At 61.9% G+C, this 22,170-nt stretch carries 20 protein-coding genes; 8 read left to right on the top strand and 12 right to left on the bottom strand.

Annotation, left to right across the window (positions count from 1 at the left end; all coding sequences use genetic code 11):
- The first annotated feature begins 2 nt into the window (after positions 1 to 2).
- The 3 genes from ureG (at position 3) to ACLH0I_RS04005 (ending at position 2,627) form a co-directional block, all read left to right on the top strand.
- Entirely contained in the window at positions 3 to 617 is a 615-nt protein-coding gene (ureG, locus tag ACLH0I_RS04015; RefSeq protein ID WP_060739393.1) for an urease accessory protein UreG, read from the top strand.
- A 30-nt stretch (positions 618 to 647) separates the two neighbouring features.
- Positions 648 to 1,220, top strand: coding sequence for a HupE/UreJ family protein (locus ACLH0I_RS04010; protein WP_411386357.1), 573 nt, complete (start codon positions 648 to 650; stop codon positions 1,218 to 1,220).
- A 273-nt stretch (positions 1,221 to 1,493) separates the two neighbouring features.
- Positions 1,494 to 2,627 (top strand): AGE family epimerase/isomerase, encoded by a 1,134-nt coding sequence (locus tag ACLH0I_RS04005; RefSeq protein WP_411386356.1) that lies wholly within the window; start codon positions 1,494 to 1,496, stop codon positions 2,625 to 2,627.
- Between the two features lie 138 nt (positions 2,628 to 2,765).
- Here the strand turns inward: ACLH0I_RS04005 and ACLH0I_RS04000 are convergent, their stop codons facing one another.
- From ACLH0I_RS04000 to ACLH0I_RS03965, 8 genes are all read right to left on the bottom strand, one after another.
- Entirely contained in the window at positions 2,766 to 3,530 is a 765-nt protein-coding gene (locus ACLH0I_RS04000; RefSeq protein ID WP_411386355.1) for an SDR family oxidoreductase, read from the bottom strand.
- Positions 3,531 to 4,380: 850 nt separating this feature from the next.
- A complete protein-coding gene (locus tag ACLH0I_RS03995) occupies positions 4,381 to 5,097 on the bottom strand; it encodes an ABC transporter ATP-binding protein (protein ID WP_018606262.1) in 717 nt (238 codons plus the stop codon).
- A complete protein-coding gene (locus tag ACLH0I_RS03990) occupies positions 5,094 to 5,966 on the bottom strand; it encodes an ABC transporter ATP-binding protein (RefSeq protein WP_057448281.1) in 873 nt (290 codons plus the stop codon). Before ACLH0I_RS03990 ends, ACLH0I_RS03995 begins: the two co-directional genes overlap by 4 nt.
- On the bottom strand, positions 5,963 to 7,243 hold the full coding sequence (gene livM / locus ACLH0I_RS03985) for a high-affinity branched-chain amino acid ABC transporter permease LivM (RefSeq protein WP_411386354.1): 1,281 nt from the start codon (positions 7,241 to 7,243) through the stop codon (positions 5,963 to 5,965). The genes ACLH0I_RS03990 and livM overlap by 4 nt, the downstream gene beginning before the upstream one ends.
- A gap of 2 nt (positions 7,244 to 7,245) precedes the next feature.
- Positions 7,246 to 8,160: an ABC transporter permease subunit gene (locus ACLH0I_RS03980; protein WP_053117953.1), complete on the bottom strand. Its 915-nt coding sequence runs from the start codon at positions 8,158 to 8,160 to the stop codon at positions 7,246 to 7,248.
- Between the two features lie 253 nt (positions 8,161 to 8,413).
- Positions 8,414 to 9,550 (bottom strand): branched-chain amino acid ABC transporter substrate-binding protein, encoded by a 1,137-nt coding sequence (locus ACLH0I_RS03975; RefSeq protein ID WP_186707826.1) that lies wholly within the window; start codon positions 9,548 to 9,550, stop codon positions 8,414 to 8,416.
- Between the two features lie 370 nt (positions 9,551 to 9,920).
- Positions 9,921 to 11,204 (bottom strand): NAD(P)/FAD-dependent oxidoreductase, encoded by a 1,284-nt coding sequence (locus ACLH0I_RS03970; RefSeq protein ID WP_411386353.1) that lies wholly within the window; start codon positions 11,202 to 11,204, stop codon positions 9,921 to 9,923.
- A 165-nt stretch (positions 11,205 to 11,369) separates the two neighbouring features.
- Positions 11,370 to 12,860 carry an aldehyde dehydrogenase family protein gene (locus ACLH0I_RS03965; protein ID WP_186707830.1) on the bottom strand — a complete coding sequence of 497 codons (1,491 nt, stop codon included), beginning with the start codon at positions 12,858 to 12,860 and terminating at the stop codon, positions 11,370 to 11,372.
- A gap of 179 nt (positions 12,861 to 13,039) precedes the next feature.
- Here ACLH0I_RS03965 and ACLH0I_RS03960 point away from each other — a divergent pair, with 179 nt between their 5' ends.
- From ACLH0I_RS03960 to nadE, 3 genes are all read left to right on the top strand, one after another.
- Positions 13,040 to 13,948 carry a LysR family transcriptional regulator gene (locus tag ACLH0I_RS03960; protein ID WP_411386352.1) on the top strand — a complete coding sequence of 303 codons (909 nt, stop codon included), beginning with the start codon at positions 13,040 to 13,042 and terminating at the stop codon, positions 13,946 to 13,948.
- Positions 13,949 to 14,198: 250 nt separating this feature from the next.
- Positions 14,199 to 15,425, top strand: coding sequence for a nicotinate phosphoribosyltransferase (gene pncB, locus ACLH0I_RS03955; protein WP_186707835.1), 1,227 nt, complete (start codon positions 14,199 to 14,201; stop codon positions 15,423 to 15,425).
- Between the two features lie 4 nt (positions 15,426 to 15,429).
- Entirely contained in the window at positions 15,430 to 16,257 is an 828-nt protein-coding gene (gene nadE / locus ACLH0I_RS03950) for an ammonia-dependent NAD(+) synthetase (protein ID WP_411386351.1), read from the top strand.
- Positions 16,258 to 16,524: 267 nt separating this feature from the next.
- Here nadE and azu read toward each other — a convergent pair whose 3' ends face one another.
- Positions 16,525 to 16,971: an azurin gene (gene azu / locus ACLH0I_RS03945; protein WP_250965612.1), complete on the bottom strand. Its 447-nt coding sequence runs from the start codon at positions 16,969 to 16,971 to the stop codon at positions 16,525 to 16,527.
- A 341-nt stretch (positions 16,972 to 17,312) separates the two neighbouring features.
- On the opposite strand from azu, the gene ACLH0I_RS03940 reads away from it, so the two are divergent.
- Together ACLH0I_RS03940 and ACLH0I_RS03935 are read left to right on the top strand one after the other, a co-directional pair.
- Positions 17,313 to 17,900, top strand: a complete 588-nt coding sequence (locus tag ACLH0I_RS03940; RefSeq protein WP_411386350.1) for a TIGR00730 family Rossman fold protein — start codon at positions 17,313 to 17,315, stop codon at positions 17,898 to 17,900.
- A 68-nt stretch (positions 17,901 to 17,968) separates the two neighbouring features.
- Positions 17,969 to 18,154, top strand: coding sequence for a hypothetical protein (locus ACLH0I_RS03935; RefSeq protein WP_186707843.1), 186 nt, complete (start codon positions 17,969 to 17,971; stop codon positions 18,152 to 18,154).
- Between the two features lie 73 nt (positions 18,155 to 18,227).
- Here ACLH0I_RS03935 and ACLH0I_RS03930 read toward each other — a convergent pair whose 3' ends face one another.
- From ACLH0I_RS03930 to ACLH0I_RS03920, 3 genes are all read right to left on the bottom strand, one after another.
- Positions 18,228 to 18,605: an NUDIX hydrolase gene (locus ACLH0I_RS03930; protein WP_186707845.1), complete on the bottom strand. Its 378-nt coding sequence runs from the start codon at positions 18,603 to 18,605 to the stop codon at positions 18,228 to 18,230.
- A 149-nt stretch (positions 18,606 to 18,754) separates the two neighbouring features.
- Positions 18,755 to 19,648: a transglutaminase family protein gene (locus ACLH0I_RS03925; RefSeq protein WP_411386349.1), complete on the bottom strand. Its 894-nt coding sequence runs from the start codon at positions 19,646 to 19,648 to the stop codon at positions 18,755 to 18,757.
- The gene (locus ACLH0I_RS03920) at positions 19,648 to 22,134 is read right to left on the bottom strand and encodes a circularly permuted type 2 ATP-grasp protein (protein ID WP_411386348.1); all 2,487 of its coding nucleotides are present in this window, start codon (positions 22,132 to 22,134) and stop codon (positions 19,648 to 19,650) included. Before ACLH0I_RS03920 ends, ACLH0I_RS03925 begins: the two co-directional genes overlap by 1 nt.
- Positions 22,135 to 22,170 lie beyond the last annotated feature (36 nt).

The following is a 22,170-nucleotide window of genomic DNA, read 5'->3' as shown; positions in this document are numbered from 1 at the left end:
ACATGAACACACAACCTCTGCGCGTCGGTATCGGCGGCCCGGTGGGCTCCGGCAAGACCGCCCTGACCCTGGCCCTGTGCCTGGCTCTACGTGAACGCTACAACCTGGCGGTGGTCACCAACGACATCTACACCCGCGAAGACGCCGACTTCCTGGTGCGCAACGAAGCCCTGGCGCCGGAGCGGATCATCGGGGTGGAAACCGGCGGCTGCCCGCACACGGCGATTCGCGAAGATGCCTCGATCAACCTCGAGGCGGTGGACCAGTTGAACCGGCGCTTTCCGGGCCTGGACCTGATTCTGGTGGAGTCGGGCGGCGACAACCTGTCGGCGACCTTCAGCCCGGAACTGTCGGACTTGACGATCTATGTGATCGACGTTTCCGCCGGGGACAAGCTGCCGCGCAAGGGCGGGCCGGGCATTTGCAAATCGGACCTGCTGGTGATCAACAAGATCGACCTCGCGCCGCTGGTGGGCGCGTCCCTGGAAATGATGGACAGCGACACCCGGCGGATGCGCAACGGCAAGCCCTTCGTGTTCAGCAACCAGAAGACCGGCCAGGGCCTGGACGACATCATCGCCTTCATCGAGCGCCAGGGCCTGCTGAGCGCCGCCTGATTTTCCGACTGACCACAAGGAAGCTTATCCATGACCTTCAAACGCCTCTTCGGTGCCCTTGCCCTGCTGCTCACCCCGGCCCTGGCCTTCGCCCACCCCGGCCACGGCGACAATGGCCTGATCGCCGGCCTCGGCCACCCCATCGGCGGGCTCGACCATTTGCTGGCGATGCTGGCGGTCGGCTTGTGGGCTGCGCAACAACAAGGCGCCGCACGCTGGGCGCTGCCCTGCACCTTCGTCGGTACGATGCTGCTGGGCGGCCTGCTGGGCTTTGAAGGCCTGAACCTGCCGGCGCTGGAAAGCGGGATCGCCGCCTCGGTGTTGGCCCTGGGCCTGGCGGTGGCACTGGCGGTACGTCCACCGTTGAGCCTGGCGGTTGGCGCGACGGCCTCGTTTGCACTGTTCCACGGTGTGGCCCATGGCTTGGAACTGCCGGACATGTCGAGCCCGTGGGCCTATGCGGTGGGCTTCGTCGCAGCCACGGCGGCGCTGCATGGCGCCGGGTTTGCACTGGTGCGGGTGCTGCCACGCGCGGCGACGCCATTGGTTCGGTTGGCTGGAGCAGCTTCGGCGGGGGCTGGGGTGTGGTTGTTGGCCGGTTGATTCTTTAGCGCCTGCCAGGCCGTCATCGCGAGCAAGCTCGCTCCCACAGTTTGATCGGGTACACCAGCCCTTGTGGGTGATAGTCTGCTTCCACACTTTGATCGGTACACCGCCCCCTTGTGGGAGCTTGCTCCCACAATTTGATCGGTATACACCGTACCCTGTGGGAGCGAGCTTGCTCGCGATGACGGACTTACAGGCGCCATCTCTCTGGAGTCGGCCACTCTGCTACCATGTCGCGCAATCGCCCCCAAGCCGTGACGACGTCCGCCCATGCCTGATGCTTCCCGCCCCGCTCCCCCGCCTGAATTGACCGCCCTGTTCGCAACAGTGCGGCAGCATTTTCACGACGTGATCGTGCCGATGTGGCAAGGCCCGGGCTGGAATGCCGAACTGGCGCTGCCCTATGAATCCCTGGATGCCGGACATGCACCTTTGCCACCCCAGCGCTACCGGGCCATGGCCTGTGCGCGACAACTGTATGTGTTTGCGAGCCTGATTGGCGAAGTGCCCCAGGCCGAGGAACGGGCCAGCGCACTGTTCCGCTCGCTCCAGCGTCATTTCCACGATGCCGAGCACGGCGGCTGGTTCTACAGCATCGACCCGCAAGGCGCGCCGCTGGATACCGGCAAGGACCTCTATACCCACGCGTTTATCCTGTTCGCCTGCGCCCATTACTGGGGCAAGGTCCGCGAACCGCTGGTGGAATCGGTGCTCAACGCGAGCCTGGAAGTCATCGTCCGGCGCTTTGCCAGCGTCGACGGTCTCTACGAAGCCAGCCTCAAGCGCGATTGGTCGACGACGGGTTCCGGCCCTTTGCAAAACCCGTTGATGCACCTGGCCGAAGCGTTCCTCGCCACCCTCTCGGTCCGCGAAGATGCCAACGTCCGCCAGGCGTTGCTGGGCTTGTGCGACGGGATGGCCAAGCACTTCATCGATCCGCAGCAGTGGGTCATGATGGAAAAACCGCTCAAGGCTGTGGATAACTGGTTCGAGCCGGGCCACCAGTTCGAATGGTATTACTTGCTGGCCTCTTCCCCGCTGTTGCGCAACGGCAAGTTGCACACCGCCCTGGAGCGCAGCTTCGGCCATACCGAACAACGCGGCGTCGATCCGGATTCCGGCGCGGTGTGCGCGATGCTGGCATTGGACACACAAGCAGGCCCACGGGATGCCACCCAACGCATCTGGGCCCAGGCGGAATACCTGCGGGCGCTGACCTTGCGCCCGGACAATCAGGGGGCCTTGCTACATCAACTACAGGCGTTGCGGCAGCATTTTCTTCATCCCCAAGGCTGGAACGAATGCCTCGACGCCGACGGCATTGTCAGCCGCCGGGACATGCCGTCCACCACGCCGTATCACCTGCTGACCTGCTATCGCGGGCTGGCCGATTATCTGGCTTGACCCCCCACTGTGGCGAGGGAGCTTGCTCCCGCTGGGCCGCGCAGCGGCCCCAAAAAGCTTACGACTGCTTCGCAGCCGAGCGGGAGCAAGCTCCCTCGCCACAAGGGCTCAACATTTCCAGCTCAAGTACGTCAGCGGTCAGGCCTTGTTACGCTCAATCGCAAACCCAGCCCAGGTCTGGCTCACCGGCATCAGCTCCAGGCTGTTGATGTTGATGTGCGCCGGCGTGTTGAGCACCCAGAAAATCGTGTCGGCGATGTCTTGTGGCTGGATCGGCTCGGCGCCGGCATAGGTCGCGTTGTAGCGCTCCTGGTCGCCACCGAAGCGCACCAGGGAGAATTCGCTTTCGCACAGGCCCGGCTCGATGTTGCTCACCCGCACGCCCGTGCCTTGCAGGTCGCAACGCAGGTTCAGGGAGAACTGTTTGACGAACGCCTTGCTCGCGCCATACACATGGCTGCCCGGATACGGGTAATTGCCGGCAATGGAACCCAGGTTGACGATCCCGGCGCCACGGCCATGGGCGATCAGGCGCGGCAACAGCAGGCGGGTGCTGTAGATCAGCCCTTTGACATTGGTGTCGACCATGGTGTCCCAGTCATCGAGGTCGCACTTGGGCGCCGGGTCGACGCCCAAGGCCAGGCCGGCGTTGTTGATCAGCCCGCGCAACGTGGCGAAGGACAACGGCAGGTTGGCGATGGCCTCTTCCATGGCCTTGCGATCGCGCACGTCCAGGACCAGGCCGTGGACTTCGGTCTGCTTCGACAGCTCGGCACAAAGGGCATTGAGGCGTTCTTCACGACGACCGGTCAGCACCAGTTTCCAACCGGCCTCGGCAAAACGTCGGGCACAGGCTTCACCAAAACCGGATGTCGCGCCGGTGATAAACAGGGTGTCAGACATCGTGTTCTCCTTGTTGGAACTTCAAAAGCCGTTGAATGGAATCGGCCCACAGCATGCCCGGCCTGATACGTCGGGGGCAAGGTTTGCACACGCGCTTTTGGCCCACAGCTGCTCATAAAACAACCAATCCTCGCCAGGCCTTGCCCAGCAAGGCCCGCAGCCGGTTGCCCGCACCTTATCCACAGGCACGTCCACAGTAATCGGGGGCAAGTGCAACCCCCACAGGCCGCTGTGCATAAGGCTTTGCGGGGTATTTGGAAAATTTTTTCGCTTGACCCTGCAACTCAGGTTGTGCAACGCAAGTTATCTGCTATAAGCCAGCGCGGAAGAGGCGATGGCTCCAAGCCAGTAACCACGGCCCTCAGCGCGGTCTTTCCAGAGTTTAATCACAGACTTATCCACAGGATTGCTCATAGACTTCGGGGCCCATTCCAGTGCTCAGAAAACTGTTGACAACAGCCGCTCCCGCTTGACCGAAAGCGCCTGATCAAAAAATGATCACAGCTCTGCAAGCCACGTAATCAAAGGCTTTCAGCCAGCTACTCCCACGTTACCCACAGCCAGTTCCACAGCAAACGGGGACAAGTCAAAACCGTGACAAAACAACTGTTTGCGGCGACTTTATGTCGCGGTTTCGCAGGGGCTCAGGATTGTTGTCCACAATTCTGAAAACGGCATACATCCCCCTGTGGGAGCGAGCTTGCTCGCGATGGCGACGTGTCAGATACATGGATGTCGACTGATCCACCGCTTTCGCGAGCAAGCTCGCTCCCACAGGGGGATTGTGGTGTTTTGTAGAGATAAAAAAACCGGCGATTCACTCGCCGGTTTTTTTATTGCTTCAACTGTCTCAATGCCCGCCCAGGTATGCGTTGCGCACCTCTTCGTTGGCGAGCAGTTCCTTGCCCGTGCCGGTCAGGCGGATTTCACCATTGACCATCACATAGGCCCGGTCCGACAGCCTGAGGGCGTGGTTGGCGTTCTGTTCCACCAGGAAAATAGTCATCCCGGTGGAGGCCAGTTCACGCAGGGTGGCGAAGATCTGTTTCACCACGATCGGCGCCAACCCCAGGCTCGGCTCATCGAGCAGCAACAACTTCGGCCGGCTCATCAATGCCCGGGCGATGGCGAGCATTTGCTGCTCGCCGCCGGACATGGTCATGGCCCGCTGGTTGCGGCGCTCCTTGAGCCGCGGGAACAGCTCGAACATGCGTTGCATGTCTTCGCTGGCGTATTTGTCACCGATGGGAATGGTGCCCATCAGCAGGTTTTCCTCGACCGTCATGTCGGGGAAAACCCGCCGCCCTTCTGGCGACTGGGCGATGCCGTTGGAGGCGATGTAGTGGGAGGACTTGTGGGTGATGTCCACACCCTGGTAGATGATCTGCCCGCCCGCCGCGCGGGGTTGGCCAAAGATCGACATCAACAGCGTGGACTTGCCGGCACCGTTGGAGCCGATCAGGCTCACGGTCTCGCCTTCGCCAATGTGCATCGAGACTTTCTTCAGGGCCTGGATCGGCCCGTAGAACACGTCCAACTCCTTGAGTTCGAGGATAGGTCCACTCATACCAGTTCCTCTTCATCGGCACCCAGGTAGGCCGCGATCACCTTCGGATCGTTGCGAATCGCCTCGGGACCACCCTCGGCGATCACGTTGCCGTGGTCCAGCACCACGATGTGGTCGGAAATGCTCATTACCATGCCCATGTCGTGTTCGATCAGCACCACGGTCAGATCATGCTCGTCGCGCAGCAGCCGGATCATCGCGCTCAGCGCTTCGGTTTCCTGAGGGTTGAGGCCGGCGGCCGGTTCATCGAGGCAGATGATCTGCGGGCGCGTGCACATCGCCCGGGCGATTTCCAGGCGCCGTTGCTGGCCGTAGGAAAGCTCCCCGGCCAGGCGGTTGGCGCAATCCACCAGGTCGACCACCTCCAGCCAATAGAACGCATGGTCCAGGGCGTCGCTTTCAGCCTTGCGGTAGCCCTTGGTGTTGAGGATGCCCGCCACCAGGCTGCGGTTGACCCACATGTGCTGGGCCACCAGCAGGTTTTCCAGCACCGACATTTCCTTGAACAGGCGAATGTTCTGGAAGGTCCGCGCCAGGCCAGCGCGGTTCACCAGGTGGGTGCCGCCGAACATCTTGTAGTACAGCCGGCTGGCGAAGGATTTCGGCGAGACGAAGTCGGTCGGGCGAAACGCTTCGCCCAACAACTTGATGACGTTGGTCTGCTCACCGCGCACGTTGAGTTCAATCTTGCCGCCTGAAGCCTTGTAGAAACCGGTCAGGCAGTTGAACACCGTGGTCTTGCCCGCACCGTTGGGTCCGATCAGCGCGAAGATCGAGTTGCGCTTGACCTGCAGGCTGACATCGCTGAGGGCCTTGATGCCACCGAACTGCATCATCAGGTTTTCAACTTTGAGTACGACTTCGCTCATGGCGCTACCCCCTTGCGCGGCGTCACACCGGTACGGCTGATACGGATCAAGCCGCGCGGGCGCCAGATCATCATCAACACCATCAGTACGCCGAACAGCAGCACCCGGTATTCAGAGAAACTGCGCAAAAGCTCCGGCGCCACGGTGAGCACGAAGGCGGCAATCACCACGCCGACCGTCGACCCCATGCCACCCAGCACCACGATCGCCAGGATCAACGCCGACTCGAAGAAGGTGAACGACGACGGGTTGACGAAGCCCTGGTAACTGGCGAAGAACACCCCGGCCAGGCCAGCCGTGGACGCGCCGATGGTGAAGGCCGAGAGCTTGACCAGCACATGGTTCAGGCCCATGGAGCGGCAGGCGATCTCATCCTCGCGCAGGGCTTCCCAGGCACGTCCGACCGGCATGCGGGTCAGGCGATGCTTGATGTAGAGCACCAGCAATACCGTGATGAACAGCACGATGTAGATGAACAGGAATTTGATGTTGGGGTTGTAGTCGAGGCCGAAGAACTCATGGAACGGCACCCCGCCATCTTTCGCTCGTCGGCCGAACTCCAGGCCGAAAAAGGTTGGCGACGGCACGGGCATGCCATTCGGCCCGCCAGTGAACGACAGCCAGTTGTTCAGCACCAACCGGATGATCTCACCGAACCCCAGGGTCACGATGGCCAGGTAGTCACCGTGCATTCGTAACACCGGGAATCCCAATATGCACCCCGCCATCGCCGCCGCGATGGCCGCCAGCGGCAATACGCTCCAGAAACCCAGCCCCAGGTATTGGTAGCCCAGCGCCAGGCCATAGGCACCGATGGCATAGAACGCCACGTAACCCAGGTCGAGCAGCCCCGCCAGGCCGACCACGATGTTCAGGCCCAGGCCCAGCAACACGTAGATCAGGCCGAGAATGACCACGGTGAGCACGTATTTGTTGGCGAAGAACGGAAACACGATGGCAATCACGATCAGCGCCGGGATGATCCAACGCAGGCGCGACTTGTAGTCCGGCGGCAGCACATGCACGCCGGAGCCGGTGCTTTCGAAGCCCTGGAGAATCTTCAGTCCCTTGGGAGTTTGCAGGAACAGGCTCAAGGCAAAACGGCCGATCATCACGATCGCCACCAACCAGCCGACCCGGGCCGGTTGCAGGTTGAAGCTGTAGCCGTCGAGCACCACGCCGACAATCGGCCCGAACACAATCAGCGAGATCAGGCCGGCCAGGATCGCGTCGATGACGCTCTGTTTGATATCAAGCGGTTTATTGGCAGCAGACATACTTATACCTTCGCCACGAGTGGGCGACCCAGCAGGCCTTGGGGACGGAAGATCAGGATCAGCACCAGCAGCGAGAAACTGAACACGTCTTTGTAGTCAGAGTTGATCAGACCGGAGAACAGCGACTCGGAAATGCCGAGGATGATCCCGCCGAGCATCGCCCCAGGCAGGGAGCCAATGCCGCCGAGTACCGCTGCGGTGAACGCCTTGATGCCGATGATGAAGCCGGCATAGAAGTCGAACGTGCCGTAGTTCATGGTGATCAGCACGCCGGCCAGGGCCGCCATGGCTGCACCGATGATGAACACGTAGGAAATCACCCGGTCGGTGTTGATCCCCAGGATCGAGGCCATCTTGCGGTCTTGCTGGGTGGCGCGGCACATGCGCCCGAGCTTGGTGTATTTGATGATGTAGGTCAGCGCGGCCATCCCGGCGAACGCAGCGACCAGGATGAAAATCTTGGTGTAGGTGAGCTGGACGAAACCGCTGCCGATGTCGACGCGCATGGCGCCTTCGAGCAGCGTCGGGATCCCTTGTTGACGGGCGCCCTGGCTGATTTGTGCATAGTTCTGCAAGATCAGCGAGATGCCGATGGCACTGATCAGCGGTGCCAGCCGGGTGGAGTTGCGCAGGGGTTTGTAGGCGACGCGTTCGATGACCCAGCCGTATACGCCGGTGACCACGACCGTGAACACGAGGGTGCCAAGGATCATTAGCGGAAAGGATTCAATACCGAAGTAAGCCAGCAGAGCCAGACTGATTGCCGCGAGGTAAGCGGAAATCATGTAAACCTCGCCATGGGCGAAGTTGATCATGCCGATGATGCCATAGACCATTGTGTAGCCGATGGCGATCAGACCATAGACCGACCCGAGGGTCAGGCCATTGATCAGTTGCTGCAGGAAAATACCATCCATAACGCAATCTCACGCAGTGAGACAGCACATCCCGGGGACGCGACGACGGGTTCGAAGCCCAGCGCCAAAGGATGTGCGGCTCGTAGAAAAAAACAGACGGGCCTTTGGCTAATGCCAATCAGGACAGGGTGAACACAGTCTCCGTGGCGAGGGAGCTTGCTCCCGCTGGACTGCGCAGCAGTCCCCTTTTTGGGGCCGCTACGCGCCCCAGCGGGAGCAAGCTCCCTCGCCACAGGCTAGTCATCCCTTCAAATTACTTCTGTTTTTCCAACTGGTGGTATTTGCCGTCCTTGTCCCACTGGTAGACCACGTAGTCGGAGACTTTCAAGTCGCCCTTGGTGTCCCACTCCTTCTTGCCCATCACGGTCTGGACAGGGTTGGCCTTGAGCCACTTGGCCGCATCCTCGCCTTTGTTGGACTTGGCGCCGTTGAAGCCGGCGGCCAGGGCCTGGACCGAAGCGTAGGCGTACAGGGTGTAGCCTTCAGGCTCGGTGCCATTCTTGCGGAACTCCTCGACCACGACCTTGCTGTCTGGCAGCAGGCGCGGGTCGGCGCCGAAGGTCATGTACACGCCATCGACGTATTGCGCGCCGCCAGCGGTGGTGACCAGTTCGTCGGTAACGATGCCGTCATCGGACATGAACTTCACATCCTTGAGGCCTTGCTCACGCAACTGGCGAACCAGCGGGCCGGCTTCTGGGTGCAGGCCACCGAAGTAGACCACGTCGGCGCCAGCCCCACGGATCTTGGTGACCACGGCGCTGAAGTCTTTCTCGCCACGGGTCAGGCCTTCGTACAGCACCGGGGTCACGCCGCGCTTGATCAGTTGTGCCTTGGTGGCATCCGCCAGGCCTTGGCCGTAGGTGTCCTTGTCGTGCAGGACGACGACTTTCTTGCCCTTGAGCACGTCGACGATGTAGTCGCCGGCCACGATGCCCTGCTGGTCGTCACGACCGCACATGCGGAACATCGCGCTGAGGCCACGCTCGGTCACGGCCGGGTTGGTCGAGCCGGGGGTGATGGCGATGATGCCGGCTTCGTCGTAGACCTCGGAGGCCGGGATGGTGTTGGACGAGCAGAAGTGCCCGACCACGCCGATCACCTTGTCCTGGTCAACCAGGCGGTTGGCCACGGCCACGGCCTGCTTGGGCTCGCAAGCATCGTCACCGGCAACCAGTACGATCTTCTCGCCGTTGACGCCACCCGCTTTGTTGATGACATCGGCCGCTGCCTGCGCACCCTTCATGTACTGCTCGCCAAATGCGGCGTTGGCGCCAGTCATCGGCCCCGCCACACCAAATTTCACATCAGCTTGAGCAAACGCAGAAACACCCAATGCAGCTGCCACTGCGAGGGCCAGGAAACCTTTCTTGTAAAACGTCTGGGACATGAGGTGGTGCTCCAAGGTTTTTTTTAGTTGGCACTGCGACTTCATTTCACTGAAAAGCTCAGAGCAAGGGCCGTGCCATCGGTTTTTTATTCTGAAAAAAGTCGCTGCTTTATTGTTATTTCGACTGTTTCGAGCCCTTTTTCATAGGGCGTGCAACCGTCTAAACCGCACGAGGTGCAACCTTTTATTTAAATGGGTGAAACCCTCCGTGAGCCATCATTGCAACCATCACACGAAACGGCGTGCAACCACTGTGTAACAACCCACGTCACCGAACTGCACACTGTCGGTGCGCAACTGCTACAAGCCGCACCATAACAGGCTAGACGCTACGCCAGAAAACGCGGCTCCCAGCAACAATTTTCAACACTCAAATGACGATCCGCAGGCACTGGCCCGCGTGATACAGCGAAAAACCGGCCTCATACAGGCAGCTGCGCAACCCCACCCCGGCCAATGGCTGCATGGGCGCGAACGGGATCGGCAGGGCCTGGGCGTTACCGTGGCAGAGGTAATCGGCGAACGCCTTGCCGACCACCGTACCGGTGGTCACGCCCCGGCCGTTGTAACCGGTCACGGCCACCAGCCCGGGGGCCGGCTCGAACAGGCGCATCAGATGATCGGGGGTGAAGGCGATGCAACCGGTCCAGGTGCACTCCCACTCCACCGGCTTGAGGTAAGGAAAATAGTGTTGCTGCACCCGGTCGGCCCAGGCCTTGAGGAACCAGGTCGGCTTGCGGTTGCCGTTGCCCAGGCTGCCCAGCAGCAAGCGGCCGTCCTTGTCCCGGCGGATGCTGCTCAGCACCTGGCGGGTATCCCACGAACCCTGGCCGCCCGGCAGGATGCGGTGGGCGGCCTCGTCGGTCAGCGGGACCGAGGCGACCTGATAGTAATAGCCAGGGAAAAAGTTGCGCCGCAGTTCGGTCCATTCGCCCTCGGTGTAGGCGTTGGAGGCAATCACCACCTGCTCGGCCAGTACCGAACCCTGGGCGGTTTGCACCGACCAGCGCTGGCCTTGGCGTTCCAGATGGGTCACCGGGGAATGGTCGAACAGCTGGCCGCCCAGGTCCGTGGCGGCCTTGGCCAACCCGCTGGTGTAGGCCATCGGGTTGAGCGTGCCGGCGCGGCGGTCGAGTAATGCCGCGGCGATTTTCGAGGTGCCGGTCGCCTCCGCGCAGGCCTGGCCGATGAGCAATTCCACCGGGGCGCCGCGGCGTTTCCATTGTGCTTCGCGACTGCGCAGGTCGGCCTCGCCCCGGGCGTTATGGGCCATGTGCAGGGTGCCTTCGCGACGCAACTGGCAATCGATGCTGTATTTATCGATGAGACTGAACACCAAGGCTGGCGCAGCCCCCAGCATGCGGTTGAGCTGGCTGCCCACCGCCTCGCCGAACCCGGCCTCGATGTCATCCGGCGGGATCCACAGCCCGGCGTTCACCAGGCCGACGTTGCGCCCCGACCCGCCCTGCCCGGCCCGATGGGCTTCCAGCACAGCCACGCGCTTGCCTTGTTCGAGCAAGTGCACCGCCGCCGACAGCCCGGTGAAGCCTGCGCCGATCACACAGACATCCACCGTGATTTCACCGGTGAGCGCCGTATTTTCAGGCCTTTGCGGCGTCAGTTTTTCCCACAGACATTCTTCGCGTAACGGCATTGCCAGACTCCGGAAATGAAACCTAACCATCACACTATTCAGTGTGGGAGCGAGCTTGCTCGCGATGGCGGCGACACATTCAATGGCTATGTGACTGACAGACCGCTATCGCGAGCAAGCTCGCTCCCACAGGGGGTTCCCACAGGAACTTTTGTCGACTCAACCTCAGTCGAAGGTAATCCCCTGCGCCAACGGCAACTCCAGCGAGTAATTCACGGTGTTGGTCTGGCGGCGCATGTAGCCGCGCCAGGCGTCGGAACCGGATTCGCGACCGCCGCCGGTTTCTTTTTCGCCGCCGAACGCGCCGCCGATTTCCGCGCCGCTCGGGCCGATGTTGACGTTGGCGATGCCACAGTCGCTGCCCACGGCCGACATGAACTGCTCGGCTTCACGCACGTCGGTGGTGAAGATGCAGGACGACAGGCCCTGGGGCACGGCATTGTTCAAGTGCAGGGCCTCGGCAAAGTCCTTGTAGCCGACCACGTACAGGATCGGCGCGAAGGTTTCATGGCGCACTACATCACTCTGCTCGGGCATCTCGACGATGGCCGGCGAGACGTAATAGGCATTCGGGAATTGGTCTTCAAGCTGGCGCTTGCCACCAAACACGCGACCGCCTTCGCTCAAGGCCTGCTCCAGCGCGTCCTGCATGCCCTCGAAGCTGTGCTTGTCGATCAGCGGTCCGACCAGGTTGCCTTCCAGCGGATGGCCAATGCGCACTTTCGAATAGGCGGCCTTGAGGCGGGTGACGATCTCTTCCTTCACCGACTCATGGGCAATCAGGCGACGCAGGGTGGTGCAACGCTGGCCGGCGGTGCCGACGGCGCTGAACAGGATGGCGCGCACGGCCATGTCCAGGTCGGCGCTCGGCGCCAGGATCATGGCGTTGTTGCCGCCCAGCTCCAGGATGCTGCGGGCGAAACGCGCGGCGACTTTCGGCGCCACTTCACGGCCCATGCGAGTGCTGCCGGTGGCGCTGATCAAGGCCACGCGCGGGTCATCCACCAAGGCTTCACCGGCATCGCGGCCACCGATGATCACCTGGCTCAGGTACGGTGGCGCGTCGCTGAAGTTCTTCAGCACGCGCTCGAACAGCGCCTGGCACGCCAGGGCGGTGAGCGGAGTCTTTTCCGAGGGTTTCCAGATCACCGAGTTGCCGCAGACCAGGGCCAGCGTGGTGTTCCAGGCCCAGACCGCGACGGGGAAGTTGAAGGCACTGATCACCCCGACCACGCCCAGCGGATGCCAGGATTCACGCATGTGGTGGCCCGGGCGTTCGGAGGCGATGGTCAAACCGTACAACTGGCGGGACAGGCCGACGGCGAAGTCGCAGATATCGATCATCTCTTGCACTTCACCCAGGCCTTCCTGGGTGATTTTGCCGGCTTCCCAGGACACCAGTTCGCCGAGATCGGCCTTGTATTCACGCAACAGATCGCCGAATTGACGCACCAGCTCGCCGCGACGCGGGGCCGGCACCTTGCGCCACAGGTCGAAGGCATGCTCGGCACGGCTGACCTGCTGCTCGACCTCAGCGGCGCCTTCCCAGTTCACGGCACCGATACGACTGCCATCGATAGGCGAATGCACCGGCTGTGCGCCGCCCTGGTACAAGGCCGGATTGACGCCCAGACGATCAAGCAATGCAGCAACCATGGGTAACTCCTCTAAACGAGCGATAAAAGATTGGCAGGCGGGCAATTACCCTCTGCTCAGGCCTCTAGTTTTAGCTGGCTCGAGTCTTGCCAACAAACGACCATTAAGCGAGATATCATTCCGTTTATTCATGCTGCCCCTGACTCGATTTATAGAGCAACAAGAAAAAGGCCCTCGTCATGCTCAATAAGCGCTATTTACCATCGATCACCGCCCTCCAGTGCTTCGAAGCCGTGACCCGCCACCTGAGCTTTACCCGTGCCGCCGAAGAGCTTCACCTGACCCAGAGTGCCGTCAGCAAACAGGTCGCCCAGCTCGAGGAATTGTTGCAGCACCTGCTGTTCCGGCGCGTGCGCCGTCGCTTGCAACTGACACCGGCCGGGGATTTGTATCTGGGGGAAGTACGAAAAATCCTCACCCAGGTGGAGATGTCTACCCATTACCTGCGGTCCTACGGTGGCGACACCGAAGTCCTGCGTGTTTCCACACCCCCGACCTTTGGGGCTCGCTGGCTGGTCCCGCGCCTGAAAGGCTGGCGCCTGCGTCATCCGAAAATTCATCTGGACCTGTGCAGCGAGCAGGAAGCCGACGACTTGCAGCAGGGGCGCAGCGACCTGGCGTTCTACTTCGGCCAGGGTTCACGTCCCGGCACCGAGTCCCTGAGACTGTTCGACGAGGAACTGGTGCCAGTCTGCGCGCCCGGCAGCCTACCCGGCCAGCCCTTCACCGACCCGACCCAATTGGCCGAGTTGGTGCTGCTGCAAAACGCCTCGCGACCCCAGGCCTGGCACGACTGGTTCGACAGCCAGGGCTACCACACCGAACACAGCTACCACGGCCCGCGTTTCGAAACCTTCTACATGTGCATTCGCGCCGCCCAGGTCGGCTGTGGCGTCGCCCTGCTGCCACGGTTCCTGGTGGAAGAAGAACTGGCCGACGGCAAGCTGGTCATCCCCTGGCCCCACGCGATGCCCAGCACCAGCGCCTATTACCTGGCCTATCCGGAGCATTCGGCGGAAGTACCCAAGGTGCGGCTTTTCGTGGAGTGGATGCTGGAGCAGATCGCCAGCCCGGAGGTACCGCAATAACGGCACCCCACACAAACCCCGTGGCGAGGGAGCTTGCTCCCGCTCGGGTGCGAAGCACCCGCAAAAAAAGAGGAGCGCTTCGCACTCCAGCGGGAGCAAGCTCCCTCGCCACAGTAAGCGCGCTCCCGCAAAGGCCTGTGGACTGTTAAAAAATCGCTGGCAAAACCCACCAGGGTTATGCGCCACTAGCCCCTTCACTACAAACTGCCGAACTTCGCTGCCCACGGCTGCGGCCTGTCTGGAGAACCCTATGAGCGAGAGCGTATTTGCCGATCGTATCGTGCAGAACCTGCTCGACACCGACTTCTACAAACTGACGATGATGCAGGCGGTGCTGCACAACTACCCCAACGTCGAAGTCGAGTGGGAGTTCCGTTGCCGCAACAGCGAAGACCTGCGTCCGTACCTGGCGGAGATCCGCTTCCAGATCGAGCGCCTGGCGGAGTTGAACCTGAGCGCCGACCAGCTCGGTTTCCTGGAGCGCATCAGTTTCCTCAAGCCGGATTTCCTGCGGTTCCTGGGGCTGTTTCGCTTCAACCTGCGCTACGTGCACACCGGCATCGACAACGGCGAGCTGTTCATCCGCCTGCGCGGACCGTGGCTGCATGTGATCCTGTTCGAAGTGCCGCTGTTGGCCATCGTCAGCGAAGTGCGCAATCGCTATCGCTACCGTGAAGTCGTCCTGGAACAGACCCGCGAGCAGCTGTACCGCAAGTTCGACTGGTTGAGCGCCAACGCCAGTGCCGACGAGCTGTCCGAGCTGCAAGTCGCGGACTTCGGCACCCGTCGTCGGTTTTCCTTCCGCGTTCAGGAAGAAGTGGTCAACGTCCTCAAGCACGATTTCCCCGGGCGTTTCGTCGGCACCAGTAACGTCCACCTGTCCCGGGAGCTGGACATGAAACCCCTCGGCACCATGGCCCACGAGTGGATCATGGCCCATCAGCAACTGGGCCCGCGGTTGATCGACAGCCAGATCGCCGCCCTCGATTGCTGGGTGCGTGAATACCGAGGCCTGCTGGGTATCGCACTCACCGATTGCATCACCATGGACGCCTTCCTCAAGGATTTCGATCTGTTCTTCGCCAAGCTGTTCGACGGCTTGCGCCATGACTCGGGCGACCCGGTGATCTGGGCTGAAAAAGCCATTGCCCACTACCACAAGCTCGGCATCGACCCGATGAGCAAGACCCTGGTGTTCTCCGATAGCCTGACATTGCCCAAATGCCTGGAGATTTTTCGGGCGTTGCGTGGTCGCATTAATGTCAGCTTCGGTATCGGCACCCACCTGACTTGCGACATCCCGGGTGTCGAGCCCATGAGCATCGTGCTTAAAATGATCAGCTGTGCCGGGCAACCCGTGGCCAAGATTTCCGATGAGCCCGGCAAGACCCACTGCAAGGACCCGAATTTCGTCGCCTACATGCGACACGTTTTCCAAGTACCTGCCGCCCTTTCAGACGCATCAAGCAAGGAGTGAATTCATGCAAGCCGTACAGCGTGAGATTGCTGAACAGCTCAAGGTCCAGCCACCGTTCGCCAATGACGCCGCCCTCAAGGCCGAAATCGCCCGGCGAGTGAGCTTTATCCAGGATTGCCTGGTCAATTCCGGGCTCAAGTCCCTCGTGCTGGGCATCAGCGGGGGCGTCGACTCGCTGACCGCCGGGCTGCTGGCCCAACGCGCCATGCGCGAACTGCGGGAGAAAACCGGCAACGCGGCCTACAAGTTCATCGCCGTGCGCCTGCCGTACGAAACCCAGTTCGACGAACATGAAGCCCAGGCCTGCGTGGACTTCATCGACCCGGACGAGCGCCATACCGTCAATATCGGCCCGGCGGTCAAGGCCTTGGCCGAGCAAGTCGCGGCGTTCGAGGGCAAGGCGGCGGTGTCGCGGGATTTCGTGCTAGGCAATACCAAGGCGCGGATGCGCATGGTGGCGCAGTACACTATCGCCGGCGCTGAGCAGGGCCTGGTGATCGGTACTGACCATGCGGCTGAAGCGGTCATGGGTTTCTTCACCAAGTTCGGTGACGGTGCCTGCGACCTGGCACCGTTGAGCGGCCTGGTGAAAAACCAGGTCCGGGCCATCGCCCGGGATTTTGGCGCGCCGGAATCGCTGGTGGAAAAAGTCCCCACCGCCGACCTTGAAGACCTGTCACCCGGCAAGCCGGATGAAGCCTCCCACGGCGTGACCTACGCCGAGATCGATGCGTTCCTGCACGGCCAACCGGTTCGCGAAGAGGCAGCCAAAATCATTTGCGACACCTATCGCAAGACCGAGCACAAGCGCGTGATGCCGTACGCCCCGTAATCACCGCCAGGGGGAAGAGTTCCCCTTGTGGGAGCGAGCCTGCTCGCGATTGCGGTGGGTCAGCTTGCATGGATGTTGAATGCGCTGACGCCATCGCGAGCAAGCTCGGCTCCCACAGGGGGGCTTCATCGAATACAAAAGTTGTGTCGGATCAAGCTCAAAATGTGGGAGCGAGCCTGCTCGCGATTGCGGTGGGTCAGCTTGCATGGATGTTGAATGCGCTGACGCCATCGCGAGCAAGCTCGGCTCCCACAGGATAGGCGGTGGTTACTTCAGGGTAACGGTGCCTTTCATCATCGAGATGTGGCCAGGGAACGAGCAGAAAAAGCCGTACTTCTCCGAAGCGCTGAGTTTCGACACGTCGAAGGTCACCGAGTCGGTTTCCTTGGCCCCAATGAGTTTGGTGTGGGCGATGACACGAACATCACCGTCCTTGAGGTAGTTCTTGTCGATACCGGCGCTCAGACCATCAGTGGCAATCGGCTGCATGTCAGCCTCTTTGCTCAGCACCCAGTTATGGCCCATGACGTTTTTCGGCAGGCTGCCCGAGTGCGTCAGCTCAACGGTGAACGTCTTGCAGCTCTTGTCGATCTCGATGGCCTTGGTGCTGAAGGACATCTGGTCGGTCGAGTCGATGGTGGTCTTGCACTCCGCTGCCATCAGTTGGCTGCTGGCCAGTGTCAACAGGGATACTGCTACAAGTTTGGCAAACATCGTGAATCTCCAAGGCATGGTTAACAAAATTCCGTCAAAGGAAAAGACTGCCTGATTTTCCGGCAAGTTCCTATGACCTGAGTCAAAGATTGTATACAACTTAAGCCTATCAGCCTGATGGACAGAATCAACCAGCCAGAAGTATGAGACGGCCCTATGATCAGGCCCATCATCTTCTGGAGCGATCATCATGAACGTCAATAGCCTGCTGTGCAGCTTGCTCGCCGCCTACGCCTGCGGTGCCAGCGGTACCTACGAAAAGCCCCGGCGCGAGGTTTAAGTCCTTTGCGCAACACAGGCCAGGCTTTACTCTGGCGCGGTGACTGACCACGGAGTAAAGCATGTCCATCGCGTCTGTTTGTGTATTTTGCGGCGCCAGCACTGGCACCCATCACGCGTATCGTGAAGCGGCGCAGGCCCTCGGCCGCGCCTTGGCGGAACGAAAACTGACCCTGGTCTACGGCGGCGGGGCCGTCGGCCTGATGGGGATTGTCGCGGATGCGGCCCTGGCGGCCGGCGGCGAAGTCATCGGCATCATCCCGCAAAGCCTGAAGGACAAGGAGATCGGCCACAGCGGCCTGACCCGCCTGGAAGTGGTGGACGGCATGCACGCCCGCAAGGCGCGCATGGCTGAACTCAGCGATGCCTTCATCGCCCTCCCCGGCGGCCTCGGCACGCTGGAGGAGTTGTTCGAAGTCTGGACGTGGGGCCAGCTTGGCTACCACGGCAAACCGCTGGGGCTGCTGGAAGTGAACGGTTTCTACAGCAAGCTCACCGCTTTTCTCGATCATATCGTCGGCGAAGGCTTCGTCCGCGCGCCCCATCGTGACATGCTGCAAGTGAGCGAATCCCCGCAGAACCTGCTCGATGCCTTGGACGAATGGCAACCGTCCGTGCAGCCAAAGTGGGCCGAACAAAAACCCAGCTAACGGCTCGGCCCCGATACAGGGCAGAATATGCGCCGCTCAACCTCACCTTCGACCCCAGAGGATCGCCCATGGCCAAACCCAATTATTCCTTCGCCAAACGTCAGAGAGACTTGGCCAAGGAGCAGAAGAAAGAGGAAAAGCTCCAGCGCAAGAAAGCAACCGCCGATGAAGCAGCACTGAACCCCGATGCCGAGGGTGAAGTGGCGGCAGACGATGATGTCGATGCACCGAAAGATCAGGCCCCCGACGCCTGACTCCCCCAGGGCCTGATGATCCGATCCGGCCCCCCGGTTTTGTGTCCAGGACCGGCAGCCTCGCTGCCGGCCCTCACAACCTCAGCGCCTTGATAATCGACAGGCGATAACCCGCAGGCAGGTTCACCGGCAATTGGTCCGGCGCGAACAGCCCGATCTCCTTGTGCTCATGACTGATGGTCGGCACGAAACCGCCCAGCAACTGGCAGCGGTACGTGGAGATGAAGACGTGCTTGCCGGCAATGACCTCGAACAGGTACGAATCCAGCGGCTCCCCCACGCTCACTTCCACCGCCAGCTCCTCGGCGATCTCCCGTGCCAGGCATTGCGGCGCCGTTTCGCCCAGCTCGATCCGCCCGCCGGGCAGCTCCCACTCATCCCGCTCGTTGAGCATCAGCACAACCAGGCCTTCGGGGGATTGCAGCACGCCTTTGATGGACACCGGAAACATAACGGGACTCGCTGTTAATGAGTGTTTCCTGTGGCGAGGGAGCTTGCTCCCGCTGGGCCGCGTAGCGGCCCCCCAGGTATTTGAGCGGTTGCTGCGCAACCGAGCGGGAGCAAGCTCCCTCGCCACAGGTATTTCACTGGGCAATTGATTCATGACTCCAGCGGCATCACCGTCACCCGCACTTCGGGATCATGCGTACCGCCCCCCAAGATCACCCCGCGCAACGGCGATACATCGGAAAAATCCCGGCCCCAGGCCAAGGTGATGTGTTCCAGCGCCGGCTGTACGTTATTGGTCGGGTCGAAATCCACCCAACCCAATACCGGGCAATACACCGAGACCCAGGCATGGGACGCATCGGCGCCAATCAGCCGGGGCTGGCCGGGCGGTGGCTGGGTCAGCAGGTAGCCGCTGACGTAACGTGCCGCCAAGCCGCGAGAGCGCACGCAGGCCAGCATCAAGTGGGCGAAGTCCTGGCAAACGCCCCGTCGCCGCTCCAGCACCTCCACCAGCGGCGTCGCCACCTGGGTTGCCTCGGCATCGAAGGTGAATTCCTCGAAGATCTTCTCCATCAACGCTCGAACGCCCACCATCAGCGGTCGCCCGGGCACAAAGCAGCTCTCGGAAAATTCAACGAAGCTGCGCTTGAGGTGCACGTAGGGTGACTCGAAACGGTAACGGCACGCCTCCAGCAATGGCGCCGCCAATGGCCGGCCCGTGTAGGTCAGCGCATTACAAGTCGACTCCCAGGCCGGGGACAGGTTGAAATCCAGCTCGGGGCGGGCCAGCACCTCGACGCTCAGGCGCGCATTGACCAACAGCTCGTCATGGGGCCGCTCGAAGGCCAGGCGGGTCAGCGGATTGCCGAACACATCCTGTTCATCGCGCCGGGTCGTCGGTTCCGGACTGATGAGCAACTGCCGCTCAGTACAACGCTGCCAATCACAGGCCCGTGGCCACAGATGGGCAAGCTGCTGGGCCAGGGACACCGGGCTGTCGTAGTGGTAATGGGTGTCGTGGAGAATCTGGTAACAGGCGTTCATCAGACGGACACCGTGCGTTGGCTGACATCATCGACATGGGCGAAATGACGCAAGGCCAGGCGATCGGACACCTGGCCGCTGACATCGGCCACTTCCTGCAACAGGTCGGCCAGCCCATCGAGTGCGGCGCGCAGGCTGGCTTCACCGAACAACGGGTTCTCCAGGCAACGCAGGTCAAAGCGTGACAGGCGTGCGACCAGTTCCGGCAACGCGGTTTCCCGGGGCGCGGCGAAATCATCGTTCAAACGCTTGAGGGTGCGGGCCACCAGTTTCAACTGGAAAAGCACCGCGTGGGGGTTCTGTTCGTCCAGCAGCAGCAAGTCCAGCACCGGGATCAACTGGGCCACCGCCAAATAGCGCGAGCGGTAGGTGATGCTGCTGTTACCCAGTTCCAGCAACCACTCCAGCCCGGCCTGGTCGAAGACCGCATCGCTGCGCAGGAACGCCGCCAGGCTGCTGCTGAGGAACTGCAGGCGCTCCAGGCGCCGGCCGATCATCAGGAAGCGCCAGCCTTCGTCGCGGGTCATGTCGTCCAGGGCGAAGCCGGACAGCGCCGCCAGGGACATCACCAACCGATTGAGGAAGTCCAGCAACTCGCCGAAATCCGCTTCCTCGGTTTCCAGCTCCATGGCTTCGCGCTGCAACTCCACCAGCGCCTGCCAGTTCTCCCGGGACAGCTTGCCGCGCACCTGCGAGGCGGCCCACTGCAAACGCTGGAGGTTGGAACGCAGGCTGAACGACCAGTCGTCCCCCAGCAGCGCCGCCAGCAAACGCTCGGGCAGCTCACCCTCTTCGGGCAGCAGCATCAGGCTTTCGCCCAAGGCCACCGCCGATTCCAAGGCCTGCGGATCATCGCCGTCGACATAACGCGCCAGCATGATCCGCAGCAACCGCGCGCTGCCATCGCAACGCTCGCAGTAGCGGCCGAACCAGAACAGGTTTTCCACCACCCGCGAAGGCAGGTACGGATCACGTCGAACCAGGTCATGAACCCCTACGGTTCGCTGGGCCTTCCATTGTTCACCGCCGGGGGCCTGTTCACTCAGCACCCAGGTGTCCTTGCTGGCGCCGCCGCGCTGCATCGACACCACTTCGGCGTCGGCCTCGGCGGCCACCCGGGTCAGGCCACCCGGCAGGACCCGATAATCGTCTTTCCCGGACACGGCATACATGCGCATGCCGATTGCCCTCGGCTGGATCTGGCCATCGTCGGCCTGCCACACCGGCGCCTGGGACAGCTGCGCCAGTTCCTGGGCGACATAGGCATAGGGCCGTGCCTGCATGCGCGCCGCCAGTTGGGCGCGCTGCGCCTCGCTCAGGTCGCGACCGAACACCGGGCTGAAACTCTGGGAAGGAAACGCCGGCTTGATCAACAAGTGCGGCAATTTTTCCAGGGCCTGGGCCAGCACCGGCGGCTCGCCGCACCACCAGGTGGCGATGGACGGCAGCAGCAGTTCTTCGCCGAACAGGTACTGGTTGATCTTCGGCAGGAACCCCAGCAGGCCCGGCGACTCCAGCACGCCACTGCCCAGGGCATTGGCTACCAGCACCCGGCCCTGGCGCACCGCTTCGAGCAAGCCCGGCACGCCGAGGGCCGAATCGGTGCGCAGCTCCAAGGGATCGCAGAAATCGTCGTCGAGCCGACGCATGATGGCATGGACCCGGCGCAGGCCGCTGAGGGTCTTGAGATAGACCGTGGCATCGCGGACGGTCAGGTCGCCGCCTTCCACCAGCGGATAACCCAGTTGGCGCGCCAGGTAAAGATGCTCGAAATAGCTTTCGTTGAACCGCCCCGGTGTCAACAGCACCACCAGCGGCGACTCGCCGTCGCTGGGCGCCTGTCGCGCCAGGGTTTCCTGCAAGGTGCGGAAAAAACCGGACAGGTGCCGCACCTTGAGGTCGCGGTACAAGTCGGGGAAGGCGCGGGAAACGATCGTGCGATTTTCCAGCGCATACCCGGCCCCCGAAGGCGCCTGGGTCCGGTCCGCCGTGACCCACCAGCGACCATCGGGCGTGCGTGCCAGATCCACCGCATACAAGTGCAGGAAGCTGCCGTCCGGCGGCGCGATGCCCTGGCAAGGCCAGAGGAAATTGTTGTGCCCGAAGACCAACTCCGCCGGCAACAACCCTTCACTGATCAGCCGCTGCGGCCCATACAGGTCGGCCAGCACCGCATTGAGCAGTCGCGCACGCTGGGCAATCCCAGCTTGCAGATGCTTCCATTCCTGCGGGTCGATCACGTGGGGCAGCAGGTCCAGTTCCCATGGCCGGTCGGCGCCTTTCGGATCGGCGTAGACGTTGTAGGTCACGCCGTTTTCCTGGATCTGCCGGGCCAGCAGGGCCTGACGCTGCAACAGCTGGGCCGGCGTGCTGCGCTGCAGCTGGTCGAACAGCCGCCGCCAGTGCGCACGCACCGCACCGCTGTCGTCCAGCAATTCGTGATAGGTGCCCGTCGTCAGCGGGTAACGGTCAAGCAGGTCAGGCATGGAAAGCTCGGCAGACAGCAATGAAAGGTGAGACTA

Origin of the sequence: Pseudomonas sp. MPB03 (assembly GCF_046605385.1) — a bacterium.
Taxonomy (GTDB): domain Bacteria; phylum Pseudomonadota; class Gammaproteobacteria; order Pseudomonadales; family Pseudomonadaceae; genus Aquipseudomonas; species Aquipseudomonas zanjanensis.
The sequence above is the reverse complement of the archived record's forward strand: the minus strand, read 5'-3'. Positions and strand labels throughout refer to the sequence as shown.

Excerpts from the sequence above, each read along its gene's own strand:
- ureG (WP_060739393.1), top strand. The coding sequence starts at position 3 with ATGAACACACAACCTCTGCGCGTCGGTATCGGCGGCCCGGTGGGCTCC.
- ACLH0I_RS04010 (WP_411386357.1), top strand. The coding sequence starts at position 648 with ATGACCTTCAAACGCCTCTTCGGTGCCCTTGCCCTGCTGCTCACCCCG.
- ACLH0I_RS04005 (WP_411386356.1), top strand. The coding sequence starts at position 1,494 with ATGCCTGATGCTTCCCGCCCCGCTCCCCCGCCTGAATTGACCGCCCTG.
- ACLH0I_RS04000 (WP_411386355.1), bottom strand. The coding sequence starts at position 3,530 with ATGTCTGACACCCTGTTTATCACCGGCGCGACATCCGGTTTTGGTGAA.
- ACLH0I_RS03995 (WP_018606262.1), bottom strand. The coding sequence starts at position 5,097 with ATGAGTGGACCTATCCTCGAACTCAAGGAGTTGGACGTGTTCTACGGG.
- ACLH0I_RS03990 (WP_057448281.1), bottom strand. The coding sequence starts at position 5,966 with ATGAGCGAAGTCGTACTCAAAGTTGAAAACCTGATGATGCAGTTCGGT.
- livM (WP_411386354.1), bottom strand. The coding sequence starts at position 7,243 with ATGTCTGCTGCCAATAAACCGCTTGATATCAAACAGAGCGTCATCGAC.
- ACLH0I_RS03980 (WP_053117953.1), bottom strand. The coding sequence starts at position 8,160 with ATGGATGGTATTTTCCTGCAGCAACTGATCAATGGCCTGACCCTCGGG.
- ACLH0I_RS03975 (WP_186707826.1), bottom strand. The coding sequence starts at position 9,550 with ATGTCCCAGACGTTTTACAAGAAAGGTTTCCTGGCCCTCGCAGTGGCA.
- ACLH0I_RS03970 (WP_411386353.1), bottom strand. The coding sequence starts at position 11,204 with ATGCCGTTACGCGAAGAATGTCTGTGGGAAAAACTGACGCCGCAAAGG.
- ACLH0I_RS03965 (WP_186707830.1), bottom strand. The coding sequence starts at position 12,860 with ATGGTTGCTGCATTGCTTGATCGTCTGGGCGTCAATCCGGCCTTGTAC.
- ACLH0I_RS03960 (WP_411386352.1), top strand. The coding sequence starts at position 13,040 with ATGCTCAATAAGCGCTATTTACCATCGATCACCGCCCTCCAGTGCTTC.
- pncB (WP_186707835.1), top strand. The coding sequence starts at position 14,199 with ATGAGCGAGAGCGTATTTGCCGATCGTATCGTGCAGAACCTGCTCGAC.
- nadE (WP_411386351.1), top strand. The coding sequence starts at position 15,430 with ATGCAAGCCGTACAGCGTGAGATTGCTGAACAGCTCAAGGTCCAGCCA.
- azu (WP_250965612.1), bottom strand. The coding sequence starts at position 16,971 with ATGTTTGCCAAACTTGTAGCAGTATCCCTGTTGACACTGGCCAGCAGC.
- ACLH0I_RS03940 (WP_411386350.1), top strand. The coding sequence starts at position 17,313 with ATGTCCATCGCGTCTGTTTGTGTATTTTGCGGCGCCAGCACTGGCACC.
- ACLH0I_RS03935 (WP_186707843.1), top strand. The coding sequence starts at position 17,969 with ATGGCCAAACCCAATTATTCCTTCGCCAAACGTCAGAGAGACTTGGCC.
- ACLH0I_RS03930 (WP_186707845.1), bottom strand. The coding sequence starts at position 18,605 with ATGTTTCCGGTGTCCATCAAAGGCGTGCTGCAATCCCCCGAAGGCCTG.
- ACLH0I_RS03925 (WP_411386349.1), bottom strand. The coding sequence starts at position 19,648 with ATGAACGCCTGTTACCAGATTCTCCACGACACCCATTACCACTACGAC.
- ACLH0I_RS03920 (WP_411386348.1), bottom strand. The coding sequence starts at position 22,134 with ATGCCTGACCTGCTTGACCGTTACCCGCTGACGACGGGCACCTATCAC.